Annotated in this window: 19 protein-coding genes; 10 read left to right on the forward strand and 9 right to left on the reverse strand. The window is 67.7% G+C overall.

Annotated elements, in window-relative coordinates; translation table 11 throughout:
- Positions 1 to 233 precede the first annotated feature (233 nt).
- Both ACUYM2_RS08255 and ACUYM2_RS08260 read left to right on the forward strand, forming a co-directional pair.
- Complete coding sequence (locus ACUYM2_RS08255; protein WP_481599634.1) at positions 234 to 749, forward strand: hypothetical protein; 516 nt, start codon at positions 234 to 236, stop codon at positions 747 to 749.
- Between the two features lie 37 nt (positions 750 to 786).
- Positions 787 to 1,248, forward strand: a complete 462-nt coding sequence (locus ACUYM2_RS08260; protein ID WP_481601439.1) for a GatB/YqeY domain-containing protein — start codon at positions 787 to 789, stop codon at positions 1,246 to 1,248.
- A gap of 63 nt (positions 1,249 to 1,311) precedes the next feature.
- On the opposite strand, the gene ACUYM2_RS08265 is transcribed toward ACUYM2_RS08260, so the two are convergent.
- Together ACUYM2_RS08265 and ACUYM2_RS08270 are read right to left on the reverse strand one after the other, a co-directional pair.
- On the reverse strand, positions 1,312 to 3,024 hold the full coding sequence (locus tag ACUYM2_RS08265; protein WP_481599635.1) for an ABC1 kinase family protein: 1,713 nt from the start codon (positions 3,022 to 3,024) through the stop codon (positions 1,312 to 1,314).
- Between the two features lie 5 nt (positions 3,025 to 3,029).
- Entirely contained in the window at positions 3,030 to 3,572 is a 543-nt protein-coding gene (locus ACUYM2_RS08270; protein ID WP_481599636.1) for a PadR family transcriptional regulator, read from the reverse strand.
- Positions 3,573 to 3,818: 246 nt separating this feature from the next.
- Here ACUYM2_RS08270 and ACUYM2_RS08275 point away from each other — a divergent pair, with 246 nt between their 5' ends.
- The 4 genes from ACUYM2_RS08275 to ACUYM2_RS08290 all read left to right on the forward strand — a co-directional run bounded on the left by ACUYM2_RS08275 (position 3,819) and on the right by ACUYM2_RS08290 (position 7,200).
- Positions 3,819 to 4,742 (forward strand): LysR family transcriptional regulator, encoded by a 924-nt coding sequence (locus ACUYM2_RS08275; protein WP_481599637.1) that lies wholly within the window; start codon positions 3,819 to 3,821, stop codon positions 4,740 to 4,742.
- Between the two features lie 146 nt (positions 4,743 to 4,888).
- Positions 4,889 to 5,140: a hypothetical protein gene (locus ACUYM2_RS08280; protein WP_481599638.1), complete on the forward strand. Its 252-nt coding sequence runs from the start codon at positions 4,889 to 4,891 to the stop codon at positions 5,138 to 5,140.
- A gap of 33 nt (positions 5,141 to 5,173) precedes the next feature.
- The gene (locus ACUYM2_RS08285; protein WP_481599639.1) at positions 5,174 to 6,112 is read left to right on the forward strand and encodes an NAD(P)-dependent oxidoreductase; all 939 of its coding nucleotides are present in this window, start codon (positions 5,174 to 5,176) and stop codon (positions 6,110 to 6,112) included.
- Positions 6,109 to 7,200, forward strand: coding sequence for a tartrate dehydrogenase (locus ACUYM2_RS08290; RefSeq protein WP_481599640.1), 1,092 nt, complete (start codon positions 6,109 to 6,111; stop codon positions 7,198 to 7,200). Before ACUYM2_RS08285 ends, ACUYM2_RS08290 begins: the two co-directional genes overlap by 4 nt.
- Before the next feature lie 23 nt (positions 7,201 to 7,223).
- On the opposite strand, the gene ACUYM2_RS08295 is transcribed toward ACUYM2_RS08290, so the two are convergent.
- Complete coding sequence (locus tag ACUYM2_RS08295) at positions 7,224 to 8,009, reverse strand: isocitrate lyase/PEP mutase family protein (protein WP_481599641.1); 786 nt, start codon at positions 8,007 to 8,009, stop codon at positions 7,224 to 7,226.
- A 223-nt stretch (positions 8,010 to 8,232) separates the two neighbouring features.
- On the opposite strand from ACUYM2_RS08295, the gene ACUYM2_RS08300 reads away from it, so the two are divergent.
- Positions 8,233 to 9,036: a chitosanase gene (locus ACUYM2_RS08300; protein WP_481599642.1), complete on the forward strand. Its 804-nt coding sequence runs from the start codon at positions 8,233 to 8,235 to the stop codon at positions 9,034 to 9,036.
- 33 nt (positions 9,037 to 9,069) lie between these two features.
- Here ACUYM2_RS08300 and ligD read toward each other — a convergent pair whose 3' ends face one another.
- Both ligD and ACUYM2_RS08310 read right to left on the reverse strand, forming a co-directional pair.
- Positions 9,070 to 10,311 carry a non-homologous end-joining DNA ligase gene (gene ligD, locus ACUYM2_RS08305; RefSeq protein ID WP_481599643.1) on the reverse strand — a complete coding sequence of 414 codons (1,242 nt, stop codon included), beginning with the start codon at positions 10,309 to 10,311 and terminating at the stop codon, positions 9,070 to 9,072.
- 67 nt (positions 10,312 to 10,378) lie between these two features.
- Positions 10,379 to 11,545, reverse strand: a complete 1,167-nt coding sequence (locus ACUYM2_RS08310; RefSeq protein WP_481599644.1) for a cytochrome P450 — start codon at positions 11,543 to 11,545, stop codon at positions 10,379 to 10,381.
- Positions 11,546 to 11,810: 265 nt separating this feature from the next.
- On the opposite strand from ACUYM2_RS08310, the gene ACUYM2_RS08315 reads away from it, so the two are divergent.
- From ACUYM2_RS08315 to ACUYM2_RS08325, 3 genes are read left to right on the forward strand one after another with little or no spacing between them, the layout of a single operon-like run.
- The gene (locus ACUYM2_RS08315) at positions 11,811 to 12,362 is read left to right on the forward strand and encodes a universal stress protein (protein ID WP_481599645.1); all 552 of its coding nucleotides are present in this window, start codon (positions 11,811 to 11,813) and stop codon (positions 12,360 to 12,362) included.
- On the forward strand, positions 12,359 to 12,907 hold the full coding sequence (locus tag ACUYM2_RS08320; RefSeq protein ID WP_481599646.1) for a fluoride efflux transporter FluC: 549 nt from the start codon (positions 12,359 to 12,361) through the stop codon (positions 12,905 to 12,907). The genes ACUYM2_RS08315 and ACUYM2_RS08320 overlap by 4 nt, the downstream gene beginning before the upstream one ends.
- 5 nt (positions 12,908 to 12,912) lie before the next feature.
- Entirely contained in the window at positions 12,913 to 13,281 is a 369-nt protein-coding gene (locus tag ACUYM2_RS08325) for a fluoride efflux transporter FluC (protein WP_481601440.1), read from the forward strand.
- A gap of 72 nt (positions 13,282 to 13,353) precedes the next feature.
- On the opposite strand, the gene ACUYM2_RS08330 is transcribed toward ACUYM2_RS08325, so the two are convergent.
- The 4 genes from ACUYM2_RS08330 to ACUYM2_RS08345 all read right to left on the reverse strand — a co-directional run bounded on the left by ACUYM2_RS08330 (position 13,354) and on the right by ACUYM2_RS08345 (position 16,325).
- Entirely contained in the window at positions 13,354 to 14,034 is a 681-nt protein-coding gene (locus tag ACUYM2_RS08330) for a haloacid dehalogenase type II (RefSeq protein WP_481599647.1), read from the reverse strand.
- Positions 14,035 to 14,179: 145 nt separating this feature from the next.
- Complete coding sequence (locus ACUYM2_RS08335) at positions 14,180 to 14,749, reverse strand: DinB family protein (RefSeq protein WP_481599648.1); 570 nt, start codon at positions 14,747 to 14,749, stop codon at positions 14,180 to 14,182.
- A gap of 3 nt (positions 14,750 to 14,752) precedes the next feature.
- Positions 14,753 to 15,082: a hypothetical protein gene (locus ACUYM2_RS08340; RefSeq protein WP_481599649.1), complete on the reverse strand. Its 330-nt coding sequence runs from the start codon at positions 15,080 to 15,082 to the stop codon at positions 14,753 to 14,755.
- Positions 15,083 to 15,089: 7 nt separating this feature from the next.
- Positions 15,090 to 16,325 carry an MFS transporter gene (locus tag ACUYM2_RS08345; RefSeq protein WP_481599650.1) on the reverse strand — a complete coding sequence of 412 codons (1,236 nt, stop codon included), beginning with the start codon at positions 16,323 to 16,325 and terminating at the stop codon, positions 15,090 to 15,092.
- Between the last annotated feature and the right edge of the window lie 19 nt (positions 16,326 to 16,344).

Raw genomic sequence — 16,344 nt, forward strand, 5'->3', positions numbered from 1 at the left:
TGGTCGGGACGCCATCAAGCACGGTGGAACTGCTCAAGGTTTGTTTTAGTTTATGCCCGCCACCCGCTCTGTTCGACGGCGCCGCCATTTACGTTTGCGGCTCTCGCCGGGACGCCGGCGTGGACCCCTTGCTGAGCGCCCTACCGTCCTGGTTCGATTTCAGCTAGAGTGAGCCTGTTGCCCCGGACCCCGGTAGCGCCGTTAATGTGCGCACTATCCTGGAGGAGTCCACCATGCGAGGCAACCCGAACCTGAGGCCGGAGTCTGTACACCCGTTTCACCGTTCCGCCGTCATCACTGATGATTCGTACCCTGGAGGCTCGAACGACATCGAGCAACAGATCGAGCAACAAATCGAACAACTGGACGACGGCCAACCGTACTTGGCGCCGCAGCCCCAAACCTTCCAACTGGAGGTGGGGTCTGCCGACCTTGACAGTTCCTCGTGGAGCCGCCCGCAAGCGGATGATGGCTCTGTGCCTTCGTCGACCACAGCAGGCACGTGGGTCCACGACTCGTGCGTTCGGCGGGAACAGGTGTTGGCAGAGATCGAAGACCTGACGGAGATGCTCAAGGCGAAGCTTGTCCGATACTCCGCGTTACTGGCAAACCGACGCTCCGCCGAGGTGGGGGAGCGGCTCAATGAGAACGCGGTGTTGTGGATACAGGATGCCGTTGAGGATATTGCCGCGACAGCCCTGGGCATCGAAGTCGCCTCACGCGAACTCTCCCGCCGGGAAGAAAGCTAGTAGGTCGCGGCACCCCAGCGGTGGAATGATGAGCACCATGACACTCAAGGAACGACTGAAAGACGACGTTGTGGCCCACATGAAGGCTGGCAACAAGGCCGCATTGACCACCGTCCGGAACGTGCTGGGCGAAATCAGCACCCGGGAAAAGTCCGGCAAGGCCCCTATAGAACTCGACGACGCCCAGGTGACGTCGCTGCTGCAAAAGGAAGCCGCCAAGCGCCGCGACACCGCCCGCATCTACACCGAAGCCGGTGAACCCGGCCGCGCCGCAGCCGAATCGGCCGAAGCGGAAATCATCGAGGCGTACCTGCCGAAGGCGCTCACCCGTGCGGAAGTCGAAGCGATCGTCGACGAGGCAATCGCCGCGCTGAAGGCCGACGGCCAGGAACTCTCCATGCGCTCCATCGGCGCCGTGATGAAACCAGTCACCGCCAAGGTGGCCGGCCGTTTTGACGGCAAGACCGTCAGCGAGATTGTCCGGACCCGCCTGGCGTGAGTGCCCTGCGCAGGTAGCGGCACCGCCCCACTCCGCTGTTCCCAGAGGCCACGCAGAGGCCACTCAGAGGCCGCGGCGCCCCACCCAGAGCCCGTGCAGCAGCGGCACCACCGACGCGATCATCAGCACGCCGCCGAGTACCACGTCGTCCGCCCGGACCAGGGACCCTGCGATGAGCAGGGCGCCGAAAACCAGCGCCGATGCCGTTCGCTGCGCCGTGCGGTCCAGCCGTGCCATGTGCCGTTCCAGACGCGGATTCGCCACGGATAGCGAGCCGTCCTCGATGCGGGTGAGAAGCCGGTCCAGGCGCTTCGGCAGGCCCAGCGCCAGCCCGGCGGCGTCCAGCGCCTGCTGGGCCACGTCCTGGACGATGTTGCCACGCTCGTCGCGCAGCAGCTGCGCCGCATAGGGTTCCACCGCGTCCCACAGATTGAACCGGGGATCCAGCGAGCTGCACACTCCTGAGGTCAGTGACATCGCCCGGATGATGAGGAGGAAGTTCTCCGGCAGCTGGAACGGCAACGAGCGGACCAGGTCGCCGAACTCCACCGCGAAATCAAGGAATTCCCGCGGGTCCACCTCGCGCAGCTCCGCGAAGCCCATCCCGCCAAACCGGGCAAAGAGGTGCGTCAACGCCCGCTCAAGCTCGGCAGTGTCGGCCGACGGCACCAGCACGCCAACATCCCTGATCGCGCTCACGAGGCCGTTGCCGTCACGCGAGGCGGCCGCGATCAGTAGCTTCCGCAGGCCGCTGCGGGTCGTGGGAGGAACCTCGCCCATCATGCCGAAATCGATGAACGTCAGCTTCCAGGGGCGCCCTGCGGATGGATCGGTAGCCGGGGTGACGAAGATGTTGCCGGGGTGCGGGTCGGCATGGAAGAAGCCGTTGGTGAACATCTGGTCGAACATGACCGACGCGAACACCGGGGCAACCTGCGCCGGATCAATGCCCGCCGCCAGCAGTGCCTCCGCGTCCGTGATCTTGATCGCCGTCACGTTTTCAAGGGTCAGAACGCGGCGGGTGCTCCACTCCCAGGCGACGTCGGGCACAGCCACCCGGCTGTCGTCCCCGAAGTCGGCCGCGAAGCGCTCTGCGTTCGCCGCCTCATGCAGGTAGTCGATCTCCTCAAGGCTGATTTGTGCGAACTCCTCCACCAGGGCGGGCATGTCCGCACGGTCGGACACCAGGCGCACCCGGCTGAGCCAGCCACCCACCTTGCGCAGCGCTGCCAGGTCGACGTCGACAATCGCGTCGATGCCGGGCCGCTGCACCTTCAACACCACATTGTGCAGCCCGGCGTCGGCGGCATTGGCGGGCAACAGTAGCGCGCGGTGAGCCTGCCCCAAGGACGCGGCGGCGATCGGCGTCTCGTCGACGGAGGCGAAGACCTGGTCCAACGCCACGCCCAGCTCCGCCTCGGCAAGTGCCCGGATTGCTGGGAACGGGACGGGGGGCACCTCGTCCTGCAGTCCTTCGAGCTCCTTGGTGATCTCGGGCGGAAGCACGTCGAGCCTGGAGGACAGGAACTGGCCGACCTTGATCATCAGGCCGCCCAGCTCTACCGCGAGCACGTGGAAGCGCTGTGCGAAGCGCTGCATCCGCTTCGTCCGGGTGCGCCGGGCAATGCTGCCCAGCCCAATACGGGGGAGGAACAGCTCGAACCACCAGGTCACCGCAAGATGCCACGCGGCGAAGCGCAGGATGCGGCGGTAACGGGCGCGGGTGTCCCCGGTGCCGGGTACCGGAGCTGTCCGGTCCCGACGGACCGATGTCACCCGCGTCAGTCCTGGGCGAGGATCGAATACAGCCGACGACGTGCCTCGTCGAGCACCGCAACGGCCTGCTTCACCTGCTCCGGCGAGCCGGTCCGACCTACCTGGGCCGCGGCCTGGGCCAGCTCGACGCCGGCCTTGGGCAGTGCCGCGAACCCAGGGCCGGCCGCCGGGCCGGCAGACTCCCATGGCGCCGACGCATCGGCACCCGCGACAACTTCCCGGCCGGCCTCGGTCAGCGAGTAGATCTTGCGGCCGTTGGACTCCTCGGCCCGGATCAGCCCCTCATCGGCCAGCAGCTGCAGCGTGGGGTAGACGGAGCCGGCGCTCGGCTTCCAGCTGCCGCTGCTGCGCTGCTCGATCTCCCGGATGATCTGATAACCGTGCATTGGCCGTTCCGCGAGCAGGGCAAGCACCGCCGACCGCACTTCGCCCCGTCCCGCGCGGCTGCCCGCGCGCTTCTCAAACCTTGAACGCAGTTCTTCAACCGCCTGCCACATGCCGTCGATGTTGGGGGCGCCGAAGCCGCCGGCCGGGTACGAATTACGCATGCTGGTCTCCTTTGGTGGATCGCGAACGATACTCAACGATACATTCCGATATACACGAAAACCAGCATTTTGTGGGAAGCCGGGGCGGTCTTCCAAAGAGGCTCAGAGCGGTGCTGGTTCCGACCGGGGTTAGCAGCCCGGACTGTCCGGGGTGGCGAGGGTTCCAGCTCGACCCTGTTGTCCTCGCGGCGGCTGTACGGTGTTCCCCTATCGCCGTGATCTCCCGCGTGCGGTAAACCAGAGGCTATGATCTTCAGCCAACTTGAATACATGGTCGCCCTGGCCCGCGAGCGTCATTTCGCACGGGCGGCCGAGAGTTGCTCCGTTTCCCAGCCCGCTTTGTCCGAAGGGATCAGGAAACTTGAAGTTGAACTGGACGTTCCCTTGATCCGGCGGGGGAACCGGTTCGAAGGTCTCACCGCCGAGGGTGAGCAGATTGTGGTGTGGGCGCGGCGCATCCTGGCGGACCGCTCGGCCCTGACAGAGCAGATCAGCGCCATGCGGTCCGGCGTGAGCGGGCAGCTGCGCATCGGCTCCATCCCGACCGCGTCCCCAGCCGTGTCCGTGCTGACCGCCGCGTTTTGTGCGGCGCATCCCTTAGCCGACGTCCATGTCGCCTCCGATCTCAGGTCCGAGGACGTGCTGCGCCTGCTGGCAGACTACGAGATCGACGCCGGGATCACCTACGTCTCAGACCCGGTACCGGACGGCTTTCGGGTGACCGGGTTGTACTTCGAGAAGTACGTGCTGCTCACGGCGGAGGAACACGGGGCGTACGGGGGCGCCAGCGTCGGCTGGTCGGACGCGGCAGCGCTGCCGCTGTGTCTGTTGGACCGCTCGATGCAGGGGCGCCGGCAGGTGGATGACGCTCTCCGGGAGGTCGGTCTGACGGCTGCGCCGCGGCTTGAAACGGACTCGGTCGCTTCCCTGCTGGCCCAGATGACGGCAGGGCCGTGGGCCACGATTGTCCCGGCGGCATGGCTGCACGTGTTCCCAGTTCCCCGCGGCCTGCGCGCCCTCCGCCTGGTAAGGCCGGAGCGGCGGGCGCAGATCGGGCTCGCCACGCTCTCCCGGGAACCTGAGGCCGTCCTTGCCCGGGCGCTGACCGCGGTGGCGCATGGGACGGATCTCACCTTCCTGGAGAACCAGCCAGCTGACCAGCCGCAATAAACAACCCCTATCAGGCGATGCATCGTACTTCTTTGAAAGCTATCGCAAGTGGGCGAAGAGTGGGTATGAGCCGCCGGAATCCGGTAAAGCCCGGACGCTGCAATCCCCGGCGGGACTCTATGAACGCCCAACCAACGGAGATGACCTTGACTACTCTTACTGTTCCCCAGCCCCTGCGCGGTCAGACCGCAACGGCCGCTTACACCGACACCAACACGCTTCGACGCACGGCGCATGCGGTGAAAAAGGTGCCGGGCAATTACACCGACATCGATGTCCTGGCCAAGGGAAAGACCGCGTCCGACGGTCGCCCGGGCAGCTACGCCGACGTCCACACCGTCGTGGGTAGGATGTCTGCGTGGGGCAGGCAGGGCAGCTACACGGACGTGGATCGTTAAGGCCGCCTGTACAACGATCGAGAGGACGACAGGATGGACACGAAGCGCAAGGTGGCAGTGCTGGGCACCGGCATCATGGGGGCCGCGATGGCCCGCAATCTGCTCCGGGCCGGACACGAGGTCCGCGTCTGGAACCGAGACCGGTCCAAGACCGTCCCGCTCGCCGACGCCGGAGCGCAGGTAGCCTTGTCCCCGGCACAGGCGGTCGCGGGCGCGGACGTGGTGCTGACCATGCTCTTTGATGCTGCCGCTGTGACCGACGTGATCCGACAGGCAGCCGCGGGAGTCCAGCCGGGCACCGCCTGGGTGCAGTCCACGACCGTCGGCGTGCCCGACGTAGCAACCCTTGCAGACCTGGCGAAGGAAGTCGGTCTCGACTTGGTCGAAGCGCCTGTCTCCGGCACCCGTGAGCCTGCTGAAGCCGGCCAGCTCCTGGTGATCGCGGCGGGGCCGGATGCTGTGCGCGAGCGTGTGGCACCGGTTCTGGACGCGATCGGCGCGCGCACTCTCTGGACTGGCCAGGACCCGGCCGCGGGCTCGGCGACCAGGTTGAAGCTCGTCGTGAACAGCTGGGTCATCGCCGCCTCGAATGCCGCCGGTGAGATCCTGGCCCTCGCCAAGGCGCTCGGGGTGGATCCGCGGCAGTTCTTCGACCTGATCGCCGGTGGCGGCCTCGACCTGCCGTTCCTGCGAACCAAAGCCGGCCTGATCCTTGAGGACCGGCTGGAACCGGCGTCCTTTGCGGTTGACACCTCGCTAAAAGATGCCCATCTGATCCTCGACGCCGCCCGTGAACACGGTCTTCGGCTTGACGGTGCCGAGTCGTCCGCCTCCCGCCTTGAACGGGTCGCCGCCCAGGGCCGCTCCAAGCACGACATGGCTGCCACCTACTTCGCCAGTACTGAGCAGGACCTGGGCTCGCCCGACGAACCTGACCGAAGCGCCACGCCCAACAAGGAAGTCTCCCCATGACCCGGACGCACAAGATTGCCGTCATTGCCGGAGACGGAATCGGACAGGAAGTTGTCCCGGAAGGCATCCGGGCATTGGAAGCGGCGGCGGAAGCCTTTGACTTTAGGTTGCAGGCCACCGCCTTCGACTTTGCCAACGGCGACTACTACCTCAAGCACGGGCAGATGCTGCCAGACAACTGGTTCGATCAGCTCAGCGGCTTCGACGCCATTTTCTTCGGTGCGGTCGGCTCCCCGGAAACCGTCCCGGACCATATATCGCTGTGGGGAAGCCTGCTGCAGTTCCGGCGCCACTTTGACCAGTACGTCAACCTGCGGCCGGTGAAGCTGCTGGCCGGCGTCAAGAGTCCGCTGGCGGACCGGGTTCCCGGGGACATTGACTTCTACGTTGTCCGGGAAAACACCGAGGGTGAATACTCCAGCATCGGCGGCCGGATGTTCGAGGGGACCGACAGGGAAACAGTCATCCAGGAAACCGTCATGACCAGGACGGGAGTGGACCGCATCCTGAAGTATGCGTTCACCCTCGCCGACAGCCGTCCCAAGAAGCACCTGACTTCTGCCACCAAAAGCAACGGGATCTCGATCACCATGCCGTACTGGGACGAGCGGGTCGAAGCGATGGCGCAAAACTTCAGCGACGTCAGGACCGACAGCTATCACATCGACATCTTGACGGCGAACTTCGTCCTGCATCCCGAGAGGTTCGACGTGGTCGTGGCCAGCAACCTCTTCGGAGACATTCTGTCCGACCTGGGACCTGCCTGTACGGGAACCATCGGCATCGCACCGAGTGGCAACATCAACCCCGAACGCCGGTTCCCTAGTCTCTTCGAACCGGTCCACGGATCCGCTCCGGACATCGCCGGCAAGGGCATCGCCAATCCCGTGGGGCAGATCTGGAGCGCAGCAATGATGCTGCAGCACCTCGGCGAAGATGCCGCGGCTGCCACGGTCGTGCGGGCCTTCGAGAACGTCCTGGCAAAGGGCGGCGAATCCCTCACCCCCGACCTGGGTGGCAGCGGCAGCACCGAACTGCTGGGCCGGGCCATCGCGGACGAAATCCGCGCTGTGGCCGGTAACCACTGACAGCCGGGCCCGCGGGCCGGCAGTCAATCCGCGCGGCTCCGGCTGAAGGACACCAGGCGCGCTTGCATCTCCCAGTACGGGGTAGCGGCCGGCGCCTGCTGGCCGTCGCGCAGGGCGCTGACCACATTCACGGCCGCGTCAACGGCTGCCCGGTACGGCAGGGAACCGGAACTCACCCGCCGGACCCCCAGGTCGCCCAGCTCGGGAACAGTCAGCGAGGGATGTGCCAGCAGGTTGACCGGCAGCCCTATGCCGGCGGTGACGGCCCGGATGTCCTCCGGAACCACGAGCCCGGGGACGAAGATCCCGTCCGCGCCGGCGTCGGCGTACACCCCGGCACGGTGCAGGACGGCATCCACGGTGGCCTGTTCGCCGAACCAGATGTTGTCCACCCGGGCATTGAGGAAGATGGCCGGGCTGCGCCGTTTGACGGCGGCCACCTTCTCGGCGAAGGCTGCCGGGTCGACCAGGTGCCCGTCCGTGCTGTCCTCCAGGTTGACCCCGGCAACCCCAAGGCCGGCCAGCCGGGCCACGAGTTCGGCGACCTCGGCCGGGTCATCGGAGTAACCGTCCTCGATGTCCGCCGTGATGTGGACGGGCAGCCTGCACAGCTGCGCCGCCAGTGCGGCGGTTACCGCCTCGCTGGACCGGCCTCCGTCCGGGAGGCCGGCACTTGCCGCGATGCCGAAGCTGGTGGTGCCGACGGCTGTGAATCCCGCCGATGCAAAGGCCAGGGCGGATCCGACGTCCCACGCGTTGGGAAGCAGGAGTGGCTCCGTCGTGTGGTGGAGTTCCCGAAAAGTAGTCATTGATACTCCCGTCCCGTGCCCACGTAAGAGCCACTGAAGAGGTGGATCCCCGATCAGTCTACAAACGCCGCCGGGGCCGCAAAAGGTCCGTGATCCCCACTCCGGGTGCTGGACGGCAGGCCAAGACACACGGCCCCCGGCCTCGCTGCACAGTGCCGGACGGTCCCTGTTTCGGTGGCCGGCGGGCTGTTAGTCTCGGGTCACGACGACTTCGGGAGGCCTGATGTGGGATCGACTGCGGGGACGGCACGGCAAGCAGGCCAGCCCTGAGACCCGGGCCCGGGGTGACATCGGCGACCCGGCGTACAAGGAGATAGCGCTCCAGCTCACGTCCACCGCCGAGAACTCCACTCCTGACTGGACCACCTCCTTCGGCTACATCGAGGACATCGATGACGGGAGGGGCTACACCGGTGGGCTGGTGGGCTGGTGCAGCGGCACCGGCGACATGCTCGAGCTTCTGCGGGCCTACGCCAAGGCCGCCCCGGGGAATCCGCTGGCGCAGTACCTGCAGCCGTTGGAACAGATCATGGATGCGCCCTACAAGGACCGTCCTGCGCTGAGCCACCGGCTGCTGGATCCGTCCTTTCCGGGGGACTGGAAAACGGCGGCGAATGACCCTGCTTTCCAGCGGGCCCAGCAGGAGGAGCGGGACCGCGTCTACTGGGGGCCGGCGCTGGAGGAAGCCCTCCGGGACGGGGTCGGGCCGCTGGGGCTTGCGATCTACTACGACGTCTCGGTCAATCACGGACCCGGGGACGACGACGAATCATTCGGCGGCATTTTGACCGCCGCCCGGAAGGCGCACCGCCCCCCGGCCCAGGGCGGGGACGAGGCGAAGTACCTCGCCGCCGTGGTGGAGACCCGGGTGGCGGTCCTCAAGGCCTGGGGCGACTACCAGCGGCACGGCCGGCAGGACATCCACAAGGGGCTCCTGGAGGCCGGCAACCTGGAGCTTGTGCCACCGTTCAACTGGTCTGTCTACGGCGACCGCTTCGAACTCGGCTCGACTCCGCGGCCACGGTAGGCGACCTGTTTCCTTTGTCGGGAGGCAGCAGCCTCAGGACCCGGGCCGCTTTGGCCATTCCTTGCCCGCCCAGGGGTCGTAGTCAGCGATCAGCTCCTGCGGCGGCCGATTGCTTTCCGGGACGTGCTGGAGGTTCACCCGCACCCGGTACCAGAGCGAACTCGAGCCGCGCATCCCGTCCACAAGAATGTCGGCCGGATGCAGATCCGGCACGAGACCCGCGTGCAGGGTCTTCCACTCAGCCAGCGCCGCCAGCGCCTCCGGTTTGGTCTTGGTGCGCGCCACCTCGATCAGTGGCATCACCGACTGCCGGCGGCCGGAGCCGTCGACGCCGCGGGGCGGCTTCTCGGCGGGGCCGAGCTCAGCAGCCAGTGCCAGCAGCCCGTCGAGTGAGCCGACCGCTTCGCCGATGCCTTCGTGGGGGTCCCCGACATCGGCGAACCGCCCGGGAACAGTCAGGACCGTGAAGTGTTCCGGCCGGGTCGACCGGACTTCGTCCCAGGCCAGGGGCGCCGAGACCCGCGCGTCGGGCAGCGGCCGGATGGAGTACGCCGATGCCACGGTGCGGTCCTTGGCGTTCTGGTTGAAGTCCACGAAGACACTCTCTCCGCGCTCCTCCTTCCACCACCGCGCGGTGGCGAGGCCCGGAGCACGGTTCTCGATCTCGCGGGCGAGGGTCTCGGCGGCGAGCCGGACGTCGCGGTACGACCACCGGGGCGCGATCCGTACCAGGACGTGGAGTCCCCGCGAACCGCTGGTTTTCGGCCAGCCCACCAGCCCGACGTCGTCGAGCACCTCCCGCGCGACATAGGCGACGTCAACGATTTGGGACCAGTCGACTCCTGGCATCGGGTCCAGGTCGACCCTTAGCTCGTCTGGGTGCTCCAGGTCCTCGGCGCGGACGGGGTGGGGGTTGAGGTCCAGGCATCCGAGGTTCACGACCCAAGCCAGGCCCGCAGCGTCCCGGATGACGGCCTCTTCGGCCGACGTCCCCGACGCGTAGTGCAGCGTCGTCGTATCGATGAAGTCCGGGTGGTTTTCCGGTACACGCTTCTGGAAGAAAGGCTCGGCGTCGATCCCTTTGGGGAAGCGCTTGAGCACCATGGGCCGTCCGCCGGCGCCGCGCAACGCACCATCGGCGACGGCGAGGTAGTAGCGGACGACGTCGAGCTTGGTCAGCCCCGGTTCAGGGAATACCACCTTGTCCGGGCTCGAGATGCGAACCTCGCTCCCGGCAATGGTGAGGAGCTCCGCTGGGGTCTTCGACGGGTTCATTCCGCCACGCTAGCAACGATCGCAGATCCCGGCCAGAGCCGCTGCGCCGCCTGCGGGCACACTGCCGTCAGGCTGCCTGCCAGCTGACCGGGAGCGACTTCAGTCCGTAAACGATGGTGCTGTCCATGCGTTCGAGGTCCGCCCCCGGGACGAGGGTCAGGCCCGGCAGCCGGGACAGGATGGCCTGCAGCGCTGTCCTGGCTTCGAGGCGCGCCAGCGGGGCGCCAAGGCAGAAGTGGATGCCGTGGCCGAACGCCAGGTGCCGGAGCTGGTCCCGGTCGATGTCGAATTCGGCGGCCCGTTGGAATTGCCGCTCGTCACGGTTCGCCGAGCCGATCCAGGCCACCAGCGGAGCGCCGGCCGGGATCCGAACGCCGCCCAGGGTGGTGTCGGCAACCGCGATCCGGTACATGGACTGGACTGGGGAGCGGAAACGAAGCACTTCTTCGATGGCGGGGGGAAGCAGTGCTGGTTCCCGCCGCAGCCTCTCGACGGTGCCGGGCGCTTCGGTGAAGCAAAGAACCGCGTTGCCTATCAGGTTGGTGGTTGTTTCATTGCCGGCCACCAACAGCAAACTGCAGAACCCCAGCAGTTCGCCGACGCTCAATTTCTGCCCGTCGATCTCGGCAGCGAGCAGGCTGCTGATCAAGTCGCTGCCGGGGCGGCTCCGGCGCTGTTCGATCAGGTCCAGGAAGTACTGCGTCATCTCCTGGTTGATGGCCTGGTGCTCCTCCGTCTGCGCGCCGGTCCGCGTTTGGCTGACGATCACGTCGGACCACTGCTTGAAACGGTCCCGGTCCCCGGCCGGGACGCCCATGAGTTCGGAGATCACGATGACCGGCAGCGGGTACGCGAGGGCCTCGACCAGGTCTGCTGTGCCGAGCGCGGCGATCCCCTCCAGCAGCTCGTCCGTGAGTTCGGCGATGCGGGGTGCGAGAGCCTCCACCGCTTTAGGCGTGAACGCCTGCGTGACCAGGGAGCGTAATTGACGGTGCCGCGGCGGGTCTGTGGTAATCAGGCTGGACGAAAACAGATGGCTGGTCTCGGAGGGATCGTCGCCGCGCATCCGGGAGGAGAACCTCTCGTGTTCGGAAAGGACCCGCTGAACGTCGTCATAGCGGAAGACATGCCAGCTCCCCGACTGTTCGTCGTGGAAGACTGGCGCCGCTTCCCGCATTCTCTGGTAGGACGGAAAGGGGTCAAGCGGATGCTCACTGGCCGCGGCGAAGTCCATGGCTGGCCTCTCTGCTCAGCCCGGTGGCTAAGCGGCCTGGCCGCACCGCCGGGGCCCGGGCCGTTTGATCCCGGGACCCTGATTTTAGCCGACGCCCGCTGCGACGTCAGGAGGGGAGCGGCCCGCGCCCGCAAAGAGGCCGAGCGGACGACGGCGGGGACCGCCGTCGTCCGCTCGGTCAGCGAGCAGTGAAACGCGAAAGCTGCCGGCGGGTTTAGCCTTGTCATGACGGTGATGGATTGCGCCGGGACCGACAGGAGCGCCCATGAACGAACCAGGCAAGGAAAGCCGCCCCGCTGCCGGGCCGTTGCCCTATAGCCCCCGCCGGATCACCGGTCCTGTGCTGATGGGGGTCGTACCCGGCCAGCCGCTGGCGGTCGCGCACCGGGCCGCTGAACTGGCGTTCAGCCTGGACGTCAAGCTGGTCTGCGCCTACGTGGATGTGACGACTTACCTCGCCGAAGAACCAGACGGGCGGGCCGAAGCGCGGCCGATTGATCCGGACGGGATCGACGACGATATAGAGGGGATCAGCGCCGGCATCAGGGACCACCTCCGGGAAGCGCTGGACGCGAGCGGGGTGGGCTGGTCGTTCGTGACCCTGTCCGGGGAACCCGCCCGGGCGCTGGGACGGCTGGCCGAGTCAACGGATGCGTCCGTGATCGTCGTCGGCACCCGCGAGCGCGGGCTCGGAGCCCGCTTCGAGGAGTTGCTGGTCGGTTCCGTCGCCGTCCATCTCACCCACCGCCAGCACCGGCCCGTCCTGGTTGTCCCGCTCGCCCCGCAGGCCAAACATCATCCGAAGGAGGGCCAGTGACGGAACCGGCCGCCCCCGACACCACAACAACCGCCCCACCCGGCGGCGCTGACGAGGGGTCCCTGGGGGAGATGCGCGCCCACCGCCCTGTCCACCTGCACCCCGCGTTCGTCCTGGTCGTGATAGCTGGCGGAACCGTCGGGGCGATGGCGCGGTACGGTCTGAGCACCGTCCTGCCGTCCCCCGGGGGCTGGCCGCTCCCCACCCTGGTCATCAACCTGGCCGGAGCGTTCCTGCTCGGGGTCCTGCTGGAGGCACTGGTCCGCCGCGGCCCCGACGCCGGGCGGCTGAGGATCGTCCGCCTACTCGCCGGCACCGGGTTTATGGGTGCTTTCACCACCTACAGCACCCTGGCCCTGGAGGCCACCAACCTGCTCGGCGCAGGGCGGACCAGCGATGCTGTGGCTTATCTCGCCGCCACGCTGCTCGGCGGAGCCGTGGCCACGGTCGCGGGGATCCGGGCCGCCGCGGCTCAGCACTCCCGGTTCACGGCCCGACGCCGCGAATCAGCCCTCCGGCGTGACCGGCAGGAGGGCCAGCGGTGAACGTCCTGACTATTCTGTTGCTCGGTCTCGCCGGCGGGCTGGGCGCCGGTACCCGCTTCGTGGTGGACGGGCTGGTCCGTTCCAAGCTCCGGACCGCCCTGCCGGTGGGCACCATCGCCATCAACATCACCGGGTCCTTCTTCCTGGGACTGGTTGCCGGAGCGGTCATCGGCCACGCAGCCCCCGCCGAGCTGCAGGCGATCGCCGGCACCGGCTTCCTGGGCGGCTACACCACCTTCAGCACCGCAAGTTTCGAGACGGTCCGGCTGATCCAGTCCGGCCGCACCGGGCTGGCCCTGCTGAACGGAATCGGGACCGCGGCGGCCGCGGTCGGCGCCGCGGCCGCCGGCCTGGCCCTCGCCAGCCTCCTTTAACACAGTCCGGCCTCCGGCAAGCCGGCTCCGAGTGGTTTTCCAGCAGGATTCCGTTGCCGGCCGGCAGCCAGATCAGAAGGCGGATTCCAGGGCTGCGGGGAGTTCGGTCAGCGCGGTGACCGTGAACTCCGGTGCCTCGAAGTGCCCTGGGTAGCTTCCCCCGGCCCGGTTCACCCAGGCTGTACGGAGCCCGGCGCGGGCGGCGCCGTGAATGTCCCAGGGGTGGACGGCGACCAGCAGCATGCCGGACGGCTCTGCCCCGGAACTAGCGGCAGCGTAGTTGTAGGCTGCCGGGGCTGGCTTCCAAGCAGGCGCGTCTTCAACCGAGAGCAGTGACTCGAACCGGTCGCGGATCCCGGCGTTGTTGAACAGATTCGCGGCGATCCCGGCCGAGCCGTTGCTGAGCGTGATCAGGCGGTACCCGGCATCGGCGAGGGCCTTGATGCCCTCGGGGACGTCCGGGTGCAGCCCGAGTGCGCCCATTCCAGACATGACATGGTCGACCGCAGCGCTAAGCGGGCGGTTGAGGTCCACAGTGCCCAGCAGGCCACGGAGCACGTCTGCTCCGATAGCAGCGAACGATGGGTTGTCTCGGGTGGCCGTGAGTGCAAAACCATCGCGCAACAGCGAAGCGAACCAGAGCTTGGCCAGTGCGGCCGGCGCTCCGACCGCGCTGAACCGTTCACCCATCGGGGACATGTCGGAGAGGGTCTCGTTAACATCAAAGACAATGACTGGCCTGCTGGTGGTCATGTGTTCTCCTAGCGCCGGAATCTACCCTCCCCCAAGTCTGCTGCCGTCCCGGAGGTGCCGAAGTGGAACCACCCCGGGACTACAGGGGGCTTGTATCAGGGTACGCGCCGGCCGGTCCGGAATCCGCCCGGAGCCGCCGACCGGGTCAACCTTCCTCCTCGGTGGCGGCAGTCACTCCCGCGTCAGGTAGGTCCAGCTGCCTGGCGTGGAAATCAAAGTGCAGGGTGGGGTAGGCGTAAACGTCGTTGAGCGTCATGACCGGCTTGAAGAACGGGTCCCACCTGTCCGGGAACGGCATGGGCCTGGCCAAGGAGGCGGAGCTCTCGCGTTCCAGCCGCCGGGTCAGCGCGGTGATGGTCTTGTCCAGTTTCCTGGCCATCCTGCGCCGGTTGTAGACGAGCGCGGCGGCGCGCGAGCCCCAGTAGTTCACCGCATTGAAGGGGACGGTGGCGGCGTTCAATCCCGCGGCGAACGCGGAACCGGCGGGTGCGGGAAGGCGGCTGACCGTCCGGACCAGGGGCAGCAGGGCGCGGACGACCATGTAGCCGAACACCATGTGGAACAGCAGCTGCTCGTTGGTCCAGCGCGTTCCATTGCTGGTCCGGTCGAGTTCCGCAGGAGTGGCGCCCTCCAGCCAGGTGTCGAGGTCGTGGATGGCGCGCCGGTATCCGGCGGTGATCTCATCCTTCGTCGGCGCGACGGGACGCGGTCCCATGGCTCACGACCCCGGGCGTCCGACGGGCCCGCGGTCGCGGACCGCGGTGCGGAGGGATTCCAGGTCCGGCTGGCCGGACAATCCGTTCCGGCTCCGGTACACCCGGCAGCTGACAGCCGGGTCCGCGCTTGAGCGGAAGAGATCCGTCCCGTCAATGATGAAGGACGGCGATCCATGGAAGGACGCTGCTTCCGCTTCACTCCCCGTGGTGGTGATGTCCGTGACCGTGTGCAGTGCCGGATCGATGCTCTCCAGCTCCAGGGCCGCGGCGAACAGTTCGCGGGCTGAGGCGCCATGGGGGCAACCGGGGACGGTCAGCAGGCGGATGTCCATGCCCTCATTATCGCGGCTGGGCAGCCCGCAGGCCCCCGACGGCGGCGAGGACGGCCGCGGTTCCTGCTGCTGCGGCCATGGCGTACGTCATCGCGGTGTAGGTTCCCAGCCAGGCCGCCAGCACGGGGCCCGCAGCCGGGGCTACGGCGATCACCGCTGTCAGCGGGGCCGAGAAGATCCCCTGCAGCGTGCCCAGGTTCCGGCTGCCCCAGCGGTCGGCCACAACAGTTGCCTGCAGCAGGGTCTGGCCCCCGCGGACCGCACCGGCGAGCATTCCGGCGGCGACCAGTACCGGCACCGGACCCGGCAGGGTCGCCAGGATCAGCAGGGCGACCGCCGCCGTGCCGGTGATGACGGGCAGCCGGGTACCGGACGGGATGGCGGCGAACAGCAGCCGGCCGCCCACCTGCCCGGCACCCACGAGGCCAAGCCCCAGTGCGGCAGTGGTGTAGTCGGCGCCCTTTTCGAGCAGCAGCGGAATGATGTTCAGCGTCACGGTGTACAGGCCCAGGCCCGAGAGGACCATGAGTGCCTGCATGCCAAGGAATTCCGGGCTTCGCCGGACAGCCCGCGCCAGCGCGCGGTGCTCTCCGGCGTTGGTGCCGCCGGTTTTGCCCCCGGCATCGGTGCAGCCGGCTGACGCGGACCAGCTCCGGTTCAGGAAGCGGGCATGCAGCGGAACCGTGATGAGTGCCATGGTCCCGGCGAGGATGACAAAGGCGGCCCGCCAGCCGAACTGGGCAGTCAGGGCGGCGGTGACGGGGGCGAAGATGGTGGACGCGAATCCGCCGGCGAGGGTCAGGATGGTGAGGGGCCGCAGCCGGGCCGGTCCGTACCAGCGGCTGATCACCGTGAAGGCCGGCTGGTACAGCACTGCGGCCTGCGCACCGCCGGCCAGCAACCAGGCTGCGAAGAACAGGGGCAGGTTCGGCGCTGCCGCCACCAGGACCAGGGCCAGCACTCCTATGAGGGATCCGCCGACCATCAGGGTGCGCGGCCCGGTCCGGTCGAGGATCCTGCCGACGAAGATGCCGGCCACCGCGGAGAGCAGCAGCCCTGCAGAGAAAGCCCCTGTTACGAGGGCCGGGTCCCAGCCGGTGTCCTCGCTGATCGGCCGGACCGCCGCGATCAGCGCGTAGTAGAGCACGCCCCACCCGGTCGTCTGGGTAATGCACAGCGCGGCCAGGCCGCCGCGCGGTGCACCCTCCGCGGAGAGGACCCGGGTGGGAGCGTGCGTAGGCACAGCGGACGCCCCTGCCCGG

It is taken from the genome of Arthrobacter sp. SD1074B (assembly GCF_056780195.1).